General features: G+C 49.3%; 13 protein-coding genes and 2 tRNA genes. 6 read left to right on the top strand and 9 right to left on the bottom strand.

Translation table 11 applies throughout. The features are described from left to right. The first annotated feature begins 454 nt into the window (after nucleotides 1-454). From O1721_RS18295 to ldtA, 3 genes are all read left to right on the top strand, one after another. Nucleotides 455-886 carry a universal stress protein gene (locus O1721_RS18295; RefSeq protein ID WP_003859525.1) on the top strand — a complete coding sequence of 144 codons (432 nt, stop codon included), beginning with the start codon at nucleotides 455-457 and terminating at the stop codon, nucleotides 884-886. Between the two features lie 47 nt (nucleotides 887-933). Beyond that, nucleotides 934-3,627, top strand: coding sequence for a cation-transporting P-type ATPase (locus O1721_RS18290; protein ID WP_032648842.1), 2,694 nt, complete (start codon nucleotides 934-936; stop codon nucleotides 3,625-3,627). Nucleotides 3,628-3,689: 62 nt separating this feature from the next. Continuing rightward, on the top strand, nucleotides 3,690-4,622 hold the full coding sequence (ldtA, locus tag O1721_RS18285) for a L,D-transpeptidase (RefSeq protein WP_032648840.1): 933 nt from the start codon (nucleotides 3,690-3,692) through the stop codon (nucleotides 4,620-4,622). A gap of 185 nt (nucleotides 4,623-4,807) precedes the next feature. Here the strand turns inward: ldtA and O1721_RS18280 are convergent. Further along, nucleotides 4,808-4,883, bottom strand: a tRNA-Asn gene (locus O1721_RS18280). 320 nt (nucleotides 4,884-5,203) lie between these two features. Here O1721_RS18280 and nac point away from each other — a divergent pair. Both nac and cbl read left to right on the top strand, forming a co-directional pair. Then, entirely contained in the window at nucleotides 5,204-6,121 is a 918-nt protein-coding gene (gene nac / locus O1721_RS18275) for a nitrogen assimilation transcriptional regulator NAC (protein ID WP_003859531.1), read from the top strand. A gap of 96 nt (nucleotides 6,122-6,217) precedes the next feature. Continuing rightward, nucleotides 6,218-7,168 (top strand): HTH-type transcriptional regulator Cbl, encoded by a 951-nt coding sequence (gene cbl / locus O1721_RS18270; RefSeq protein WP_003859532.1) that lies wholly within the window; start codon nucleotides 6,218-6,220, stop codon nucleotides 7,166-7,168. A gap of 154 nt (nucleotides 7,169-7,322) precedes the next feature. On the opposite strand, the gene O1721_RS18265 is transcribed toward cbl, so the two are convergent. From O1721_RS18265 to O1721_RS18255, 3 genes are all read right to left on the bottom strand, one after another. Beyond that, nucleotides 7,323-8,204: a nucleoside-specific channel-forming protein Tsx gene (locus tag O1721_RS18265; protein WP_032648838.1), complete on the bottom strand. Its 882-nt coding sequence runs from the start codon at nucleotides 8,202-8,204 to the stop codon at nucleotides 7,323-7,325. A gap of 84 nt (nucleotides 8,205-8,288) precedes the next feature. Next, entirely contained in the window at nucleotides 8,289-9,851 is a 1,563-nt protein-coding gene (locus O1721_RS18260) for a bifunctional metallophosphatase/5'-nucleotidase (RefSeq protein ID WP_032648836.1), read from the bottom strand. A gap of 128 nt (nucleotides 9,852-9,979) precedes the next feature. After that, nucleotides 9,980-11,533: a bifunctional metallophosphatase/5'-nucleotidase gene (locus tag O1721_RS18255; protein ID WP_032648835.1), complete on the bottom strand. Its 1,554-nt coding sequence runs from the start codon at nucleotides 11,531-11,533 to the stop codon at nucleotides 9,980-9,982. A 132-nt stretch (nucleotides 11,534-11,665) separates the two neighbouring features. Here O1721_RS18255 and O1721_RS18250 point away from each other — a divergent pair, with 132 nt between their 5' ends. After that, on the top strand, nucleotides 11,666-12,841 hold the full coding sequence (locus tag O1721_RS18250) for a cytoplasmic protein (RefSeq protein WP_085939390.1): 1,176 nt from the start codon (nucleotides 11,666-11,668) through the stop codon (nucleotides 12,839-12,841). Between the two features lie 105 nt (nucleotides 12,842-12,946). Here O1721_RS18250 and O1721_RS18245 read toward each other — a convergent pair whose 3' ends face one another. From O1721_RS18245 to O1721_RS18225, 5 genes are all read right to left on the bottom strand, one after another. Beyond that, nucleotides 12,947-14,473, bottom strand: a complete 1,527-nt coding sequence (locus O1721_RS18245) for an aryl-sulfate sulfotransferase (RefSeq protein ID WP_479953280.1) — start codon at nucleotides 14,471-14,473, stop codon at nucleotides 12,947-12,949. 246 nt (nucleotides 14,474-14,719) lie between these two features. Continuing rightward, complete coding sequence (locus O1721_RS18240) at nucleotides 14,720-15,109, bottom strand: M15 family metallopeptidase (protein ID WP_017693120.1); 390 nt, start codon at nucleotides 15,107-15,109, stop codon at nucleotides 14,720-14,722. After that, entirely contained in the window at nucleotides 15,096-15,422 is a 327-nt protein-coding gene (locus O1721_RS18235) for a phage holin family protein (protein WP_017693121.1), read from the bottom strand. Before O1721_RS18235 ends, O1721_RS18240 begins: the two co-directional genes overlap by 14 nt. A 329-nt stretch (nucleotides 15,423-15,751) precedes the next feature. After that, nucleotides 15,752-15,827, bottom strand: a tRNA-Asn gene (locus O1721_RS18230). A 163-nt stretch (nucleotides 15,828-15,990) separates the two neighbouring features. Then, nucleotides 15,991-18,180 carry a TonB-dependent siderophore receptor gene (locus O1721_RS18225; RefSeq protein WP_032648831.1) on the bottom strand — a complete coding sequence of 730 codons (2,190 nt, stop codon included), beginning with the start codon at nucleotides 18,178-18,180 and terminating at the stop codon, nucleotides 15,991-15,993. Between the last annotated feature and the right edge of the window lie 20 nt (nucleotides 18,181-18,200).

Genomic DNA, 18,200 nt, shown 5'->3' with positions numbered 1-18,200 from the left:
ATTGTTTTATTTATTTCGTCATCAATGCTGGGGTGGCGCTATTCTGCCAGGGCCGAGACGACCACATAGGTAAATAAACCGATTGCTGTGCTGGCGATAATAGCGAGCGCAATAAACAAACCAAGGCGAATCAGGCTTAAACCGTACATGCATTCCTCCATGAGGTTGAAGGTGGCGCGGGATAAAGAGAATAAACGTGTTGCATGCCTGACTATGAGCATAGTCGGTGAATAAATAAATGTTAAATAACCATTATTAGTGGCGTGACATACTCAGGCGAAACAAGCGTTACGATGGTGTATCCCCTTTGAATAACATCCTGATATTCCTGTGCTACGTTTAATAGCATCCATTCCTTTTTTTCCGTAAAAGGCATTCACGCCTGTACCCATGGGTTTGATGCGATCTCTTCTGATTCACTCACTGTTGTGTTGGTTATAAAAGGATGCTTGATATGTATAAAACGATTCTGGTGCCGGTGGATGTATACGAAACAGCGTTGTCTGATAAAGCACTACAGCATGCCCAATTCCTGGCGCAAAGCGCATCGGGTAATGTCCATCTGCTGTACGTTATGCCAAAGTTCTCGGCGGAACTGACCCGCGGTTTTATTGCAGACGCGAGAAAGATGGATGAATATATGATTAATAATGCTAAAGAAAAACTGGCTGCGCTGGTAAAAAAAATCAACCTGCCAGAAGCAAATGTCCATCTACATGTTCGCAGCGGGAATATACGTGATGAGGTAATCAAACTGGCGGATGAGCTTAACGTCGGTGCGATTATTGTGGGATCGCGTAATCCAAATATTCAAACTCATTTATTAGGGTCAGAGGCGGCGAGTATCGTTCGTTACGCGCATGTTCCTGTTTTCGTTATTCGTTAATGTCATGAAAGCAAGGTGATTTCTGAAAAGAACCCGAGGAAGGAACGATGATAACAGAAAAGCCTCACCGTCCGTATTATCAACAAACCGTTGATGAAACCCTGACAAATATCCAATCCAGCCTCGACGGACTTAGCAGTACAGAAGCCACCGCCAGGCTGGAAAAATACGGTGAAAATGCCTTACCGCAAAAACCGGGTAAACCTGGCTGGCTGCGCTTTCTGGCCCATTTCAACGATGTCCTTATTTACGTCCTTCTGGCGGCGGCGCTGCTGAAGCTGATAATGGGACACTGGGTGGATATGTTTGTCATTCTTGGGGTAGCCATCATTAACGCCCTGATTGGCCATATTCAGGAGAGCAATGCGGAGAAATCGCTGCAAAGTATTCGCAATATGCTCTCCAGCGAGGCTGTGGTCATCCGGCAGGGCAACCATGAAACTATCCCGACGACAGCACTGGTGCCCGGAGATATCGTCGTGATACGCGCCGGGGATCGCATTCCTGCCGATCTTCGCGTGACAGAGGCGCACAATCTGCGGGTGGAAGAAGCTATTCTCACCGGCGAATCCACGGTAGTGGAGAAAAGCAGCGATGCGCTCCACGGGGAGTTGCCGTTAGGCGACCGTTACAACCTGCTTTATTCTGGCACCACCGTCAGCTCCGGTGGGGGAAAAGGGTTGGTGGTGGCGACCGGTGGGGAGACCGAACTCGGCCATATCAACCAGATGATGTCAGACATTGAAAAACACCGTACCCCGTTAATGGTGCAAATGGACAAGCTCGGCAAGACCATTTTTATCACCATTCTGGTGATGATGCTGGCGCTGTTCGTTTTCAGTCTTATCTTCCGTGATATGCCCGTATCAGAGCTGGTGCTGTCGCTGATTAGCCTTGCGGTGGCGGCGGTGCCGGAAGGATTACCGGCCATTATCTCGATCATCCTCTCGCTGGGCGTGCAGGCGATGGCGCGTCGCAAGGCGATTATTCGCAAGCTGCCTACCGTGGAAACGCTGGGGGCGATGACGGTTATCTGCTCGGATAAAACCGGCACCCTGACCATGAATGAGATGACGGTAAAAGCGGTGATTACCGCGGACACCACCTACCGCGTGGACGGAGACAGCTACGAGCCGGTGGGTACTATTCACCCCGTTGACGATCCGACACCGGTCACCGTGAACCCGGGATCTGTGCTGGAGTGCTATCTGCGCACAGTCGATCTCTGTAATGACAGCCAGCTGATCAAAGATGAGCAGGGGCTGTGGAAAATCACCGGCGGTCCAACCGAAGGCGCGCTGAAGGTGCTGGCGGCCAAAATCCCGCTTCCGGCAATTGACGCCGAGTTGCGCAGTAAAATCCCATTTGATTCGCAATATAAATACATGTCCACCCTCTATCGCCTGGGCGACGAAGAGGTGATGTTAATCACCGGTGCGCCGGACGTCCTTTTCCGTCTTTGCCAGCACCAGCAGACCCAAAACGGGCTGGAGCCGTTCAACCTGCACTATTGGGAAGAGAAGATTGAAGAGTATGCGCGCGAGGGATTGCGCATGGTGGCTGCGGCCTGGAAACCGGCTGCCAGCGGGCAGCGCGAGCTGACGCATGCGGATCTGCAAGAAGGGGTCATACTGCTCGGCATTGCGGGCATGATGGATCCCCCGCGCCCGGAAGCCATTTCGGCCATTGCCGACTGCTTGCAGGCGGGCATTCGCGTGAAAATGATTACCGGCGATCATCCACAAACGGCGATGAGCATTGGACAGATGCTGGGTATTGGCAACGCGGCGAGCGCCATTACCGGGCGCGAGCTGGAGGCGATGGACGACCACCAGCTGAGCGAGGCGGCGCAAAAATACGATATCTTTGCCCGCACCAGCCCGGAAGATAAATTCCGCCTGGTGCAGGCGCTGCAAAGTAAGCAGGAAGTGGTCGGAATGACCGGGGACGGGGTGAACGATGCGCCGGCGCTGAAGCGGGCGGATGTCGGCATCGCGATGGGGATCAAAGGTACTGAAGTCACCAAAGAAGCCGCCGATATGGTGTTAACGGATGATAACTTTGCCACCATTGCCCGGGCGGTCCATGAAGGGCGTCGGGTCTACGACAACCTGAAAAAGACCATTTTGTTCGTTATCCCGAGCAACATCGCCCAGGCCTTACTGATCATTATTGCCCTGCTGGCGGGGAACCTGATCCCACTAACGCCGGTACTGATCCTGTGGATGAACATGGCAACCTCGGCAACGCTGTCGTTTGGCCTGGCGTTTGAAGCGGGTGAGAAGGACATCATGAACCGGCCGCCGCGTAAGTCTAACCTGCATGTGATGGACGGTTATGCCATCTGGCGAGTAGTGTTTGTCGGCCTGATGATTGCCATCAGCGCCTTTGTGCTGGAGGCCTGGCTGCAACCACGCGGCTACTCACCGGAGTTCATTCGCACCGTGTTGCTGCAAACGCTGGTCACCGCCCAGTGGTTTTACATGCTCAACTGCCGCGTCACCGACGGCTTCTCCCTGAGTAAAGGTCTGCTGGCTAACAAGGGGATATGGATCGTGAGCGGCGTACTGCTGGCCCTTCAGCTTCTGATCATCTATGCGCCGTTCATGCAAATGCTGTTCGGTACCGAAGCGCTACCGTTCCGCTACTGGATCATTACCTTCCTGATTGGGTTTGCGATGTTCATGATTGTTGAAGCAGAAAAAGTCCTTACCCGGAGATGGCGCACGACGAAAAGATGACTGAATGAGTAGGCTAAGCCTGCCCACCGGCAGGCTTTCTCTTTGACTGAGTACAGAACACTATGATTCGATTTGCCTCGTTCTTTTTTACGCTTGGTATTCTGGTTCCCGCTGCATCTGCTGTAACCTACCCCCTCCCTCCCGAGGGCAGCCGTCTGGTGGGGGCGCCGATCACCATCACCGTGCCTGACGGCAATACTCTGCCGCTCGAAGCGTTTGCAGCGCAGCACGGGCAGGGGTTGAGCAATATGCTGGAAGCCAACCCGGGGGTGGATCCGTTTTTACCGCGAGCCGGAACACAGTTGGTGGTACCGCAGCAGCTTATTTTGCCGCCAACGGTGCGCGAGGGGATTGTGGTGAACGTCGCGGAAATGCGACTTTACTATTATCCACCCGGCAGCAACACGGTTGAGGTGCTGCCTATTGGCATCGGTCAGGCCGGGCGCGAAACGCCGCGTAACTGGGTAACCGCCGTTGAGCGCAAACAAGAAGGCCCAACCTGGTCACCCACGCCAAATACGCGACGCGCTTACGCGAAAGAGGGGAAAACATTGCCCGCGTTCGTTCCCGCCGGGCCGGATAATCCGATGGGGCTGTATGCCCTCTATATCGGCAGGCTGTACGCGATCCACGGTACCAATTCAAATTTCGGCATTGGTCTGCGCGTCAGCCAGGGCTGCATTCGCCTGCGTAATAACGATATTAAATACCTGTTCGATAATGTTTCGGTGGGGACGCGGGTACAGCTTATCGATCAGCCCTTAAAGGTGACCACCGAGCCGGACGGTAGCCGTTGGGTAGAGGTTCACGAGCCGCTGTCACGCAATCGCGCGGAATTTGAATCGACAAATAAGGTGCCGCTGCCCATTTCAGCCGCACAAAGGACGCAGCTAATAAGTGAAGGGGCGGGCGCTGAGCTGGAACGGCGGTCGGGGATGCCGGTGAAGCTTGCTATGCCCGGTGGCGCTGCGCTTACCGGGCCTACAGGACCGTAGGTCGGGTAAGGCGAAGCCGCCACCCGACAATTTTACCGAACGCAGAATGTAGGTCGGGTAAGCGCAGCGCCACCCGACAATTTTACCGAACGCAGAATGTAGGTCGGGTAAGCGCAGCGCCACCCGACAAACTGACCGAACGCAGAAAAGCAAAAAGCCTGCTTTAAAAGCAGGCTTTTCAAATTTGGCTCCTCTGACTGGACTCGAACCAGTGACATACGGATTAACAGTCCGCCGTTCTACCGACTGAACTACAGAGGAATCGTGTGAACGGGGCGCATATTATCGACCTGCGTACGCCTTGTCAAAGGATGGATCGCCGACTTTGAACTGTTTGCTGACAAAACCAGCAAAGTGACGTTTTTGCCAACGGAATGCACCATTATTGTGCAGATATACCCCGAATGGGGCAGATCGGAAACCGTTGTCCCCGTCTCAAAACAGGCACCAGTGATTGGCTTTCCTTATTTTCAGCCGCTTAGCAGCGACATACACCCGCTGCAAAAAACTGGCATCCATATTGCAAAACCTGTTTAACAACACAGCCGTTACCGGCACGCTATTTTCGAACAGGGGGCAACATGAACTTAAGACGACTGAAATACTTCGTAAAAATCGTCGATATCGGCAGCCTGACCCAGGCGGCTGAAGTGCTGCATATCGCGCAGCCTGCGCTGAGCCAGCAGGTCGCGACTCTGGAAGGCGAAATGGACCAGCAACTGTTGATCCGCACCAAGCGCGGCGTAACGCCTACCGAAGCGGGAAAAATTTTATATACCCATGCCCGCACGATCCTGCGTCAGTGTGAACAGGCGCAGCTTGCCGTGCACAATGTGGGTCAGACCCTGAGTGGCCATGTCTCCATCGGGCTGGCGCCGGGAACGGCCGCATCGTCTGTCACCATGCCGCTGCTTCAGGCAGTGCGCGCGGAGCTACCGGAAGTGCTGGTTTATCTGCATGAGAACAGTGGTTCCGTGCTCAATGACAAACTGCTCAACGGTCAGCTGGATATGGCGGTGCTGTACGATCGCTCCCCGGTTGCCGGGATCACCAGCCAGCCGCTGCTGAAGGAAGATCTTTACCTGGTCGGTACACGTGATTGCCCCGGCCAGAGCATTGATTTAACCGCTGTGGCAGAGATGAACCTGTTCCTGCCGCGCGACTACAGTGCCGTGCGCGTGCGCGTTGACGAAGCGTTCTCGCTGCGCCGTCTGACGGCCAAAATTATCGGCGAGATTGATTCCATCTCCACGCTGACTGCCGCCATTGCCAGCGGCATGGGTGTAACGGTTCTGCCTGAGTCTGCCGCACGTTCACTGTGCAGCGCGGCGAACGGCTGGATGGCCCGCATCACCACGCCATCCATGAGCTTACCGCTGTCGTTGAATATGTCCGCGCGCGGCTCCCTGTCACCGCAGGCGCAGGCGGTGAAAGAGATCCTGATGTCTCTGGTCAGTAAGCCGTCGCTGGAAAATCGCGAGCTGCAACTCGTCAGCTGATATTCCAAATAAGCATAAGATGCTGGTTTTTATTATTTGTTCTCCAGCCCGCCTGACTCTAACAATAGCCTTATGTCAGATGCGCCGGAGTGAATTGTGAATTTCCAGCAACTTAAAATTATTCGTGAGGCGGCCAGGCGGGATTACAACCTGACCGAAGTCGCCAATATGCTTTACACCTCTCAGTCGGGCGTCAGCCGACATATCCGCGAGCTGGAGGAGGAGTTAGGCATTGAGATTTTTATCCGTCGCGGCAAGCGCCTGCTGGGTATGACCGAGCCAGGCAAGGCATTGCTGACCATCGCTGAGCGCATTCTCAACGAGGCCAGCAACGTTCGTCGGCTGGCGGATCTCTTTACCAACGACGCTTCGGGTGTGCTGACTATCGCCACCACCCATACACAGGCGCGTTACAGCCTTCCGACGGTTATCAAAGCATTTCGTGAGATCTTCCCTGACGTACGTCTCGAACTGATCCAGGGCACGCCGCAGGAAATTGAGGTGCTGCTGCATAACGGCGGGGCCGATATCGGTATCGCCAGTGAACGGCTGAGCAACGACCCGCTGCTGGTGGCGTTCCCGTGGTTCCGCTGGCACCACAGCCTGCTGTTACCCGCCGATCACCCGCTGAATCAGGTTTCGCCGTTGACGCTGGAAGAGATCGTCAAATGGCCGCTTATCACCTACCGACAGGGCATTACCGGACGCTCGCGTATCGATGAAGCGTTCAAGCGTAAAGGGCTCACCCCGGACGTGGTGCTGAGCGCGCAGGACTCCGACGTGATCAAAACCTACGTCGAGTTAGGACTGGGGATTGGCCTGGTGGCCGAGCAGTCTGGCGGCGAATATGAAGCCGGAAATCTGGTGCGTCTGGATACGCGTCACTTGTTCGATGCGAATACCGTCTGGCTGGGGCTAAAGCGCGGACAGCTTCAGCGTAACTACGTGTGGCGTTTTATTGAGCTATGCAACGCGGGGCTTTCCGTGGATGAGATCAAACGCCAGGTGATGGAGCCGGAAGAAGTGGCGATTGATTATCAGATTTAGTTTTTGCCCGGCGGCGCATTGTCTGCCGGGAACGGTAAGAGTGGCTCTAAGTCTTCCTGGGTGATGCGTGTACCGAGTTAAATAAAATAATGCCATCCATAAATGAATGGCATTATTATTTTATTTCTTAATGGCTAATTCCTTTTAGACATATTTAAAAAGTGTATCCGGCAGTTAAATAGTAGGCCCACCCCGTAGAGTCTATACGGGTGATCTGTCCTTTGCTATTATATGCTTTACTGCCTTCTTCAAATTGCCCACCATGATAGAAATAACGAAGGGTCGCGCCATAGCTCCAGTGAGAGTAAACTAAGCTGAGGATATGGGTAGAAACTATTGAATCATTAGTACGGGAGTAAAAGGGTTGCTCGCCACCTGATTCGTCTTTTAAGTCTGAGCCAAAATCAAAATTGGTGAAACCGACGTAATTTAGCTTCCCGCCAAACAGTGTAGTTAAAGGAATAGCATATTTTAATTTAAAGCGATATCCATCCCATTCGTTTTCGTTGGCGGCGTTATAATTATTCCCCTGGTATTTAGCGTAGATGTTTGCAGATAAAGTTATCGGTAATCCCGTATCAATATCCGTCCCAATTCCCATATACCAGGTACTTTGGCGCTGTCCTTCGTTAGTACCTGCATCATAGATATAGTTGTGAGCAAAATACCATTCTTTAAAAGGACCAACGCTCAGATCGAGTCCCGTTAATTTATCGATGCTAAAACGTGGTTCTATTTCTGTAAAGAATGGCGAGCCATTGTCCCAAATACCAATGTCGTTGTCATTTCCCAAACCAAAAAATTTAGGTAAATCCGCATAGCCGTAAAAATCAAACCAATCCACATGTGCCCACGCACGGTATTCTGGATAGAGATCCGATCTTTTTTGTGGCCCAAAGCGAGTAGAGTTGCTGCCGACTATGTTAACGCTTTGATGCCACCAGTCTGATAGATATTCATTATTACCAGAGTCCGCAAACGCAATCAAGGGGAGCATTATCAATGCGCCTGGTAAAAGATATTTCATTTTTTTCATGCGTGTATTTCCTTTAATGGGAGTATGTTGAAAAGCGAGTGGTATTTAAAATACATGTCAGTATTTAATCACTTCTTGTTTAATTCATTTTGCTGCGCTTACATCAGTCACCCTCATTTCATGATCGGGTTTAACTGGGCTATGCGCCTTCACATAATCAATAATTGAATCGGCAGAGGTAGTGCTGTTAATAGTTTTAATATTTTTCCCTTTTAAAAATGCTTCAAATCCATCGCCACCTGTCGCACAAAATGAGTGTGTAGCAACCCGATATATCCTGGTCGGATCTATGGGTTGATTATTGACAGTGAATTTAATGAGACGTTTGCCCAGCGGTTTTGTACTGTCATAGACAACATGAACGCTTTTTGATACTTGCAAAATACCATTGGTGAGATTAGTCGCATGGATCATTAAATCGGTGAGATCTTTTCCGGTAAGATCCATTTCAACCAGGTCATTATTAAACGGGAAGGTGGTAATAACATCGCCGTAGGTTAAATTTCCCTGTGGGAAATCAGCACGTATCCCTCCGCTGTTTTGTAATCCAACGACGGCATCCGGCACTTTTGCCATCATGGCATCAATTATCAAATTACCGACGGGTGATGATTCCCCATATGAACGCGTAAAGTGCGCCGTTGTCGAACCAATAACCTGGCCAGTGATTTTTTTCAGACTGGCATTCCACTCATCAATTTTAAGCTGTACTTTTGGATCAGGTTTATATTCATCAGAAAATACAGTGATTAATTCACCTTTGTAACGCTCAATTTTCTTCGTCTGAGGGTTAAAATCCAATACTAATTTACCAATGTCAGTACCATAGGCATCCGTTGAAACAATGAGAGTGTCATTAACTTTAATCGGTTCTGGCGTCCCTACATGGGCATGGCCTGTGATTAATACATCAATACCCTTAAATTTCTTCGCGGTATCGATATCAGCTTGTAGCATTCTGGCTACGTCTTTGTTTCCATAGCTTGACTGGCGCGCTGGCGTACCTTCATGAATAAGCAGCACGATGATATCCACTTTACCTTTTAAGGCATCAAGCCCTTTTTGAATATAAGGCTCTTCATCACGCGCCTCTGAACCAGCGTAAGCCTTAGCTGCAATCGTGTCATAAAATGCAAATTTCTGATGTACCCCGATTACGCCAATTTTGATGCCATCTTTTTCGACAACCGTCCAGGGGGTATTCCAGACGGGCTTTTCACTGTTGGTATAAAAAACATTACCTAACAAAATGGGGAAGTGTGCTCTTGATAACTGCTTAACCATGTTATCAACGCCATAGTCAAATTCGTGGTTTCCCACTGACACAGCATCAAAGGGCATGGTGTTCATGATATCAATAATGGCTTCGCCTTTGGTCAGGGTACTTATATAGGGCCCGGTAAAGTAATCACCTGCATCAAAGAAAAAAACATCTTTACTTATTTTCTTAGCATCATTGACGATGGTCGCTATATTCGCAAAACCTCCTACCAGACGTTCTTTGTCAACGGTGGGTAGTTTCCCAGGAGATACATGAGCATGCAGATCGTTGGTATAGTAAATTGTTACATCTTTTGCATGAACTGAGGCGGTTAACGTTGCGAACCAACATAACGTAATCAGGCTCAGCTTTATATTTTTCTTCATAATCAATTCCCTTGAAAAAAATAATAGCTTGAAAAGGGTCCATGTAGAGGTATGAACCCTTAAACGTTTATTTTATTTCAATGCATTCATCACCAATGCGGCGCCAAAAGCCTGTATGGTAAGAACCTTTACTTTTTCACATCAGCAACGCGCATGCCGTTGAGCTGCTCATCCGTAATAGTGTTGCCCGCTTTGAAGTAATCGATCACGGCATTAGAAACGTAGTAACCGCCTGTTGTATTACGCGCTTTACCCTCGGTAAAGGTGGTAAAACCATCGCCGCCGTCAGCAAGGAAGCTCTGAGTGGCAATGTGGTAGACTGTCGCATCCTCAATCGGCTTGCCATTAAGGGTAAATACGACGACCCGCTGACCGATTGGTTTACTGCTGTCATACTTCACCTCCAGGCCTTTTGAAACCTGCAAGACGCCATTACTTAAACTTGCGGCATGTTCCATCAACGTGCGTAATTGTTTACCCGTAAGATCCATCGTGGCCAGCTCGTTAGGGAAGGGGAACGTACTGATGACGTCACCCATCGTAATCGCGCCCGACGGGATCTCATTGCGAATGCCGCCCGAGTTGGTCAAGGCTAGCTGAGTATTTTTACCCGCAGCCACCAGTAGAGCGTCCGCAGCCAGATTACCCAGCGGGGCTGATTCACCATACGCGCGCGTCAACTCAACCGGCGACTGCGCCACCGTTTGTTGAACTACTTTATCCAGTTTCTTATTCCAGCCGTCTATAACCTGTTTCGTTTGCGGATCGGGCTTCCACTCATCGGCGTAAATGGTTTTAAGCTCAAAATTTTTCATCGTAAACTGATGCGGCTTCGTGTAGTCCAGTACCAGTTTCCCCACATCAATGCCGCCGCTGTCGGTCGAGAGGATCAGCGTATTGCCAACTTTAATCGGTTCCGGCGTACCGACATGCGCATGTCCCGTAATCAGAATATCCAGACCTTTCACCTGGCTTGCAGTTTGAATATCTTTATCCAGTGCACGTCGTACGTCGGTCCCTCCCATACTGGACTGACGCGCCGGTGTACCTTCATGGACCAGCAATACGGTCAGGTCGACTTTGCCTTTCAGTTCATCCAGATAGCGCTGTAACCACTTAATTTCATCCCGCGCTTCAATGCCTACGCGCGTTGCCGCGGAGACGGTATCATTGAAGGCAAACACGCCGTGCAAACCAATGACGCCAATTTTCACGCCATCTTTTTCGACGATGGTATAAGGTTTATCCCAGAATAATTTGCTGCTGTTCTCATAGAATATGTTGCCCTGTACGACAGGGAATTTCGCCTGGCTTAGCTGTAATAATGTATTATCCCAGCCATGATCAAATTCATGATTACCTATCGTTACAACATCAAACGACATGGTATTCATAATATCAATAATTGCTTTTCCCTTCGTTAAGCTACTAATATAAGGGCCAGTGAAATAGTCACCTGCATCAAAAAACCATGTCGCTTTACTTTTTGATTTTTCCTCTTTTACCAGAGTAGTGATATTCGCCCAGCCACCAATATCCCGTTTGCCGTCAGCAATCCATGGCACTTTATAAGGTTCTACATGAGCATGGAGATCATTGGTATAAAGGATGGTGACATCCTTAGCGCAGGCCCAAAATGGTAACGTCGTCAGAATACCCGCAGCGATTAACTTTATCTTCATAAGTCGTTCCTTTCAGTCATATAAAGATTCGCTACTTTACGTTCTGAAAGGATTTTTTATGCGAACCTGCTCACACACTTATGCAAGAGTTATGCGGCAAAATCACCGACCCATTCAAATCGTTGGTGATTAATATTGATTCTGTTTACGATTAATACCTGTAAATCGTTTGGTTGCCGTAATTTAGGGCTGCCAGTCTCAGCATCTGAAGATTACAGTTGGCCAGACTACAGGCTGGGATATCCAGCATTGCACTGCCGGGCATGTGGGAGTTATCCCCCTCTGTTTAATGAACAACAATTTAATGAATGGCTTTTTTCTTGCTTAAGCGCCTATGCCTTAGAAAACGGTTATTTTTGCCCTGAATGTTATTGCCCGAAAACTATTTGTTATGGTTATAACCCACGGGGGACACAGCGCGTTCAGTGCCGCGCCTGCAAAAAAGTCTGGACACCCAAACAGCAAAAGCAAAGAAAAATAGTGTATCCAGAACGTATTGAAACTGTGTCACTGGTTGTACCGTTCCAGGGGAGAATTGCAGAACAGAAATTGTATGTCCTGATCAGTTTTGATGCGATTCGCGGTAATATTATTCATCTCTCCACTAATTTTACTGAGCATCAAAGTGGGGAAACATTACGTTATCACTGGAAGGGAAATATCGAGCCTGATTTGCATCACGCTGATATTGTAAAACGCGTTGATATGCGAGAGACACAGTTTCTGCGTCGGAGCCAGTTCGATGAAATACAGTATGGAAGCGCGGCTCTGAAATGTAACGCCAGAGGTTCGATTGTGCGCCCGGTGATAGCGGCTCACGGGCATTTTCGAATACTGAATCTCCTCTTTCCTGAGGTAAAGATGCATGTTATTTCACACGAATGCTTTCTTCGGGGAGCAGTCATTACCGCCTGGGCAAATTTGTTTCGCCTGGGGCAAGGTGAAATGTGGTTTATAGAAGAAGAAATCAACGATAATGATAGTGATATACCCTGGAATTTTCAGAGAACGTCACAGCATGGCTGGTGGCAAAGTCAGTGGCAGCTTTGGGAGCAGGGAAGAAACCGTAAGATGGTTTGCCCATTAACAGGGGGGGATAGCAGTAACGCTAAAAGGCTCTCTTTAACGGCCAGCAGGTGCTTTATCAACTGGCTATATAAACAAACGCATTTTAGTCGCAGCGCGCAACTATCCGCAGGGCGGGTGACGCAAATACTACTTTCCCTGGCGCAAGACTATAACGATAAATTTACATTAGCGCCTTCAGGTATGAATAATGGCTCAATCTTTTCGGCGATGAAGTCATGACCTGTGCGCTTCGTATATAGCATCAAGGGGTCATGGCTCGACATGACCCCCTATTAACATATGCAGTGATCAATTGCATCTGTTCCAGATTGTTACATCATTTGATTAATTTGCATAAATAGATGCCGCAGTGATGACGTCAGTAAGCTCCGTTTCATTAAATAATCTTGCACGGTAGGCCTCCCCAGGGTATTGAGGAGCGCCATCAGATAAAGAAATTACATCATAGATAGAGGCAACCATATTACCGTCTACGTCACTGATAAAGAATGAGCGCGCATGGCAGGTAAAAATAGTGAAATAATCACCATGATCAAACACGCCTCCCATAAAGTCGGTCCATTGGAGGATAGGCGTCGTTGGGAGTTCAACAGGCGCATGAATCTCAACAGCGGTGCCTGCTGCTAAGTCGACCGCATAGAACAGAATGCGGGCTGGATCTGTTTGATAGGGGTCCGACGTCGCTGCGTCATTTATCGGACGAATAACGGGGTTGCCATTTTCATCTACGCAAGATCGGTTATCGAACACTGATAAGACAAATTTTCCTGCGGTAGGATCGATACTGGCAGAAAAAGCACTATTATTCGTAATGCACACCGTATGGGCACCATTTTCAAAATGAGTAATACCCGAATTATCAATATGAATAGTCGCTTGTTTTGCCGGGAACTGAGGGTTGAAATTACCTGTGTCGATTGCCCACAAGATACTGCCATCAACGATAGAGATACCAAAAGTTGTACTCGTTGTGCGAGAATGGACAATAATGGCTTCTTCGTTATTTGGGCTGCTTGCAATCCATGTAAGAGAGTTAAAATGGACATCATTAGGCGTATTGTTATTCAGAATTTGAGAACCACTATATTCGCTGGTATAGTTTTTCGCCCAAATCATTTTCCCTGTCTGATCGTTAAATTTCAGAACCAGCGCATCTTGCGCCATCGTGTTGGTTAGTCGGTTAGGGCTATCGGTGCCAAACATATAAATGTCGCCCGCGGAGTCCCAGACTACATCATGAGTATTTGCATAGTGATTGCCATCAGCATCACGCATGTCGAATTCAAGGACGACATTGCCCATGATATCAATTTTGAAAAAGCGACGGCCGTACCACGCCATATCTTCGTCGCTGCCGGTATAGAGGTAGCCATTGTGGATCCGCAGCGGCTGGAGATGATAAACCGATAAGAAGTTAAAACGCAGGTCACCATTTTGGTCATAACCTCGGCCAGTGGATTCCATTAACCAACTGTTTCCCCATACAGAGGTAAATAGTGCAGGATCGGTTTGCTCAATATCGAGGTGGAAGATGACAGATGTATCATATTCCTGATCTTCTGTACTGATGATAAATGGCTGATTGAAAACTTCAGTACCCGTGTCATCCTTAAATACGACCTGCACACTGTTTGCATATTGCGCATAAAGACCAATAACAGGGATTTTAATGGTTTGCGTAACACCATAAATGAGATCCGATGTATAGGTAAAATCTACGCTGGTTGGACTGGTCGTCCTTTTTGTAACAGTGTAAGAATAACTTACCGGGGTATCTGAGGTAGAATAAAGGTATGCAGCGAGCTGGTTGTCGGCTGGTGCAAGTTCAGTTTTAATATAAGTAATTGTCATGATGGTATTCCTTTTATTTCATTCAATAAGATATATGGTTTTTTTTCAGCGCAATTAAGCATCGCCTGTATAAATAACGAGTAAATAAACGCCTGACGGATAATTTTGTGCTGTGATAATTAAAAGCGATTTTGTATTCTCATTCTCCTATTATAAACTTTATGTAAAAAGAACATGGTTAATCATCCGGAAAATAACGATGTGCTGCATTCTCTGCGGAAATATACATATCAAATGTGTTAGGTTCTATTCAGGATACATCTTTCGTGATAGCTGAAAATGAACGCCATCCTTTATTTCCGTCCAGTTGCCACCCCACTCAACATCAACAGATAGCTCCTTAGCGGCCTGAAAAACAGCCGTTGCAATTGTCTGATAATGTTTAAAATCCCATGAAACGGTACCGTTGATGACCGCGAATACATCGACGGCGTGCCCCGTTAAATGCCTGCTTTTAGACGTTAATGATTTTCCTAATGCTAATAGCTCAAGCTGTCGTTTTTGGTTTCTTACCCCTTCAGAAATACCGAAGTCAACAGGCGATAATTTCAATGCTTTTCTCATCACCTCCGAAAGATCTTTATGTACTCCTTTAAGGTTCTTTTCAGTCTTTCTACTAAATTCATGATTTATCATTACTATCTCCAGAGATTTTCTTCCAGTAATAATTAAGAGCAACAACACCCATTGCACCTGATATACCGCTGACTGCAAGTGAAGTATGAAATACTGAACCAAGGCTTTGTGACATCAACCCAGCAAGTACACCGGTAAATCCTGATACAATAATTTGTGCTAACGCAGAAAATAAACTTCTTCCCGACTGGCCTGACTTAACGTCAAGGAGATATCTGACAAGTCCTCCCCACGCGCCAAATAATATTATGTAAAGCCAGCTAAAAAATGCATTTGATGATGGGTCTTTCCATGGCAAAGCAATTACCTCCATAGGGTATATAAGTAAAAAACTTTAACTCTTGATGAGATTATTTTTCTTGGTCTAACGATTTGCTTTTGCTATGCGGTAAATAATAAACGTTGAGCAATCCCGTTTTGTGATGAATATCACACGGAATGTAATTAATAGTTTTTGCCGATCGATATTTGATGAATGATAGTTATGTGTTATTAATATTAATGATTCTATTTATTAGTGGAATATATAACAGGGACAGGTGAGGAGGTGGGGGTAAACACTAAAACGGCAACGGGCGCCGTCCTGCATTTCTCATGCGCTGAAAAGCAAAAAGCCTGCTTTAAAAGCAGGCTTTTCAAATTTGGCTCCTCTGACTGGACTCGAACCAGTGACATACGGATTAACAGTCCGCCGTTCTACCGACTGAACTACAGAGGAATCGTGTGAACGAGGCGCATATTATCGACCTGCGTGCGCCTTGTCAAAGGGGAAAACACCGTTTTTGTTCGTTTGCCGACAATTTCAGCAAACCGATGATTTAATAGCAAATTTGCTTTCAAATTGCACAGCAAATCGCGCCGCCCGCAGGCGGCGCGCAGGATCAGAACAGTACGGAGTAGTTCAGGCCAAAGGTACGTCCACGGCCTTTATAAGTATAAAGACCCGGTGCGCCGTAGGTTGGGCTATACAGCCCCGGTGCGCGCTGGCCCCAGGCGGTGGTGTAGTCTTTGTCCAGCAGGTTCTCCACGCTGAAGCTGACTTTGCCCACCGGCAGGGCGTAGCTGCCCAGGAAATCAACGGTGTTATAGCCATCAATCTTCTTACCGTCGGCGTCAGACACGTCGAAGGTTTGTGTGCTCTGCACGCGCAGGGCCCAGTCGCCCGGCGCCCAGTTAACCCATGCGCTGGCTTTAGACGGGCTGGCGCTATCGACCGTCAGCTTCTCCCATTTCCCGTTTTCACGCGTTTCGGACTTGATGGCGTTAAAGTTCGCCCCGGTGCTCCAGTCGCTGTCGGTGAAGAAATAGTCCACCTGGCCTTCAACCCCATAGATACGACGTTTGTCGTCCTCCAGGTTGATGGTCATGTCGCTCTTGTTGATGGTGATGGTTTTATCCGAGAGCGAGTAGTAGGCCGCCACCTGGGTACGCAGGTTATCGCCGGTGAAGCGCCAGCCCAGCTCGTAAGCATTGACCTTAATACCGTCCAGCGTTGAGTCGTTCACGTTGACGCTGTTTTGCAGGCGATAGTGACCATCGACCAGCTGATAGGTGCCGGAGCCGTAGTACTTCGCCAGGTCCGGGATCTCGAAGCCCTGGGAGAAGTTAAACCACAGCTGCTGCTGTTCGGTAAGACGTCCAAGGATCCCGGCGTTAAACAGGAAGTTGTTGTAGTCGGTTTTCCCGCCCGGCACCGCGTCAGCGGAGGTCGCTTTGCCCGTGGCGATTGCCTGCTGCTGGGCGTAGCCGACAAAATCGTCCACCTTGTTTTCGGTGTACTGGTAACGCACGCCGCCGCTCAGGGTGATGGCGTCAATGTCATAGCTGGCTTGCAGGAACGGCGCGAGGTTGGTAATGCTGTAACCCGGATAACGGCCCACGTTGTAGGCATTGTCCAGCTCCATGCCGCCGCTCGCCGCCGCTTTGCTTAAGTCGAAGAACTGCTGGTTGGCATCGAACGTTTCATGGTCGGCGTCTACACCCCAGGTGAGGGTCAGGTCGTCCATCGGCTTGCTGTTCAGCGTCAGCTTGCCGCCGTAAAAATCGGTTTTCTGCTGGGAAGCGCCAATGCTGGTCACCGCGCCTTTGCTCAGCGTCGGGAACGGATAGTAGGTCAGGCTCTCGTCACGGTAGTAAATCTGCGCAACCAGATCCTGACCCCAGAAGTCGGTGTTCGAGTATTGCAGGTTAATCAGGTGACGCTCTGTGCCCGGGATACGGTCAGAGTTCAGGTTATCTTTGTTGTAGGCTTTGGCATCGCCCGTGACCGCAGCGAAATTCTCCCCAAGGAACAGGCCGTGCTTGCCGTCGGATTCGCTCTTGTAGTACTGCGTGGTTAACTGGAGCTGCTGATGATCGTCGATGTTAATGGTGCCTGTCCCCATCACGTCGATACGGTCGGAATACTGCAAGCCGGTCTGGGTGTTATCGATAATCACCTCGTCGCCGTTGCCGTCATACCAGCCGCCGTAGCGCTGATAGGAGACCGACAGACGACCAGAGGCGTTGTCATTGCCGCCGCTGACCGCTGCCGATACGTTCTCATCATGGTCGTTATGGCTGTTAAACCCGCTTTTTGCCCCGGTCTGGAACTCCACTTCGGTCTCCGGCTGGCCTTTTTTGGTGACGATGTTCACCAGACCGCCGGTACTGCCGCCGCCGTACAGCGAGGTGGCTCCGGAGATCACTTCGATGCGGTCAATGTTGAACGGATCGATTGAGTCGAGCTGGCGGCTGTCGCTGCGGGACGAGTTCAGACGTACGCCGTCCACCATCACCATCATGGAGCGACCGCGCAGGTTCATGCCGTAGTTGGTACGTCCCTGGCTGCTGACGTCCATGCCGGGGATCAGCTGGGCCAGCACGTCTTTAATCTCTTTCCCGCCCTGAACCTGCTGCTCAATTTCCGCCCGCTCAATAACCCAGGTGGTTTGCGCCATCTCTGCCACGCTGCGATGTGCCCGGCTGGCGGAGACCACAATATCTTCTTCCTTTTGTTCTTCCGCCCACGCAGAGGTAGAAAGCATGGCAAGCAAGCACGGATTTAAAACCCAAAGATGAGAACGTTTCATTGTTATGTTGATCCTGAATG

It is taken from the genome of Enterobacter cloacae complex sp. HYC033_NIDB (assembly GCF_056673335.1).
The sequence above is the reverse complement of the archived record's forward strand: the minus strand, read 5'-3'. Positions and strand labels throughout refer to the sequence as shown.

Bases quoted from the DNA above. Each gene is read 5' to 3' on its own strand.
- ldtA (WP_032648840.1), top strand. From the start codon at position 3,690: ATGATTCGATTTGCCTCGTTCTTTTTTACGCTTGGTATTCTGGTTCCC.
- O1721_RS18290 (WP_032648842.1), top strand. From the start codon at position 934: ATGATAACAGAAAAGCCTCACCGTCCGTATTATCAACAAACCGTTGAT.
- O1721_RS18255 (WP_032648835.1), bottom strand. From the start codon at position 11,533: ATGAAGATAAAGTTAATCGCTGCGGGTATTCTGACGACGTTACCATTT.
- O1721_RS18235 (WP_017693121.1), bottom strand. From the start codon at position 15,422: ATGGAGGTAATTGCTTTGCCATGGAAAGACCCATCATCAAATGCATTT.
- O1721_RS18240 (WP_017693120.1), bottom strand. From the start codon at position 15,109: ATGATAAATCATGAATTTAGTAGAAAGACTGAAAAGAACCTTAAAGGA.
- O1721_RS18245 (WP_479953280.1), bottom strand. From the start codon at position 14,473: ATGACAATTACTTATATTAAAACTGAACTTGCACCAGCCGACAACCAG.
- O1721_RS18265 (WP_032648838.1), bottom strand. From the start codon at position 8,204: ATGAAAAAAATGAAATATCTTTTACCAGGCGCATTGATAATGCTCCCC.
- nac (WP_003859531.1), top strand. From the start codon at position 5,204: ATGAACTTAAGACGACTGAAATACTTCGTAAAAATCGTCGATATCGGC.
- O1721_RS18225 (WP_032648831.1), bottom strand. From the start codon at position 18,180: ATGAAACGTTCTCATCTTTGGGTTTTAAATCCGTGCTTGCTTGCCATG.
- O1721_RS18260 (WP_032648836.1), bottom strand. From the start codon at position 9,851: ATGAAGAAAAATATAAAGCTGAGCCTGATTACGTTATGTTGGTTCGCA.
- O1721_RS18295 (WP_003859525.1), top strand. From the start codon at position 455: ATGTATAAAACGATTCTGGTGCCGGTGGATGTATACGAAACAGCGTTG.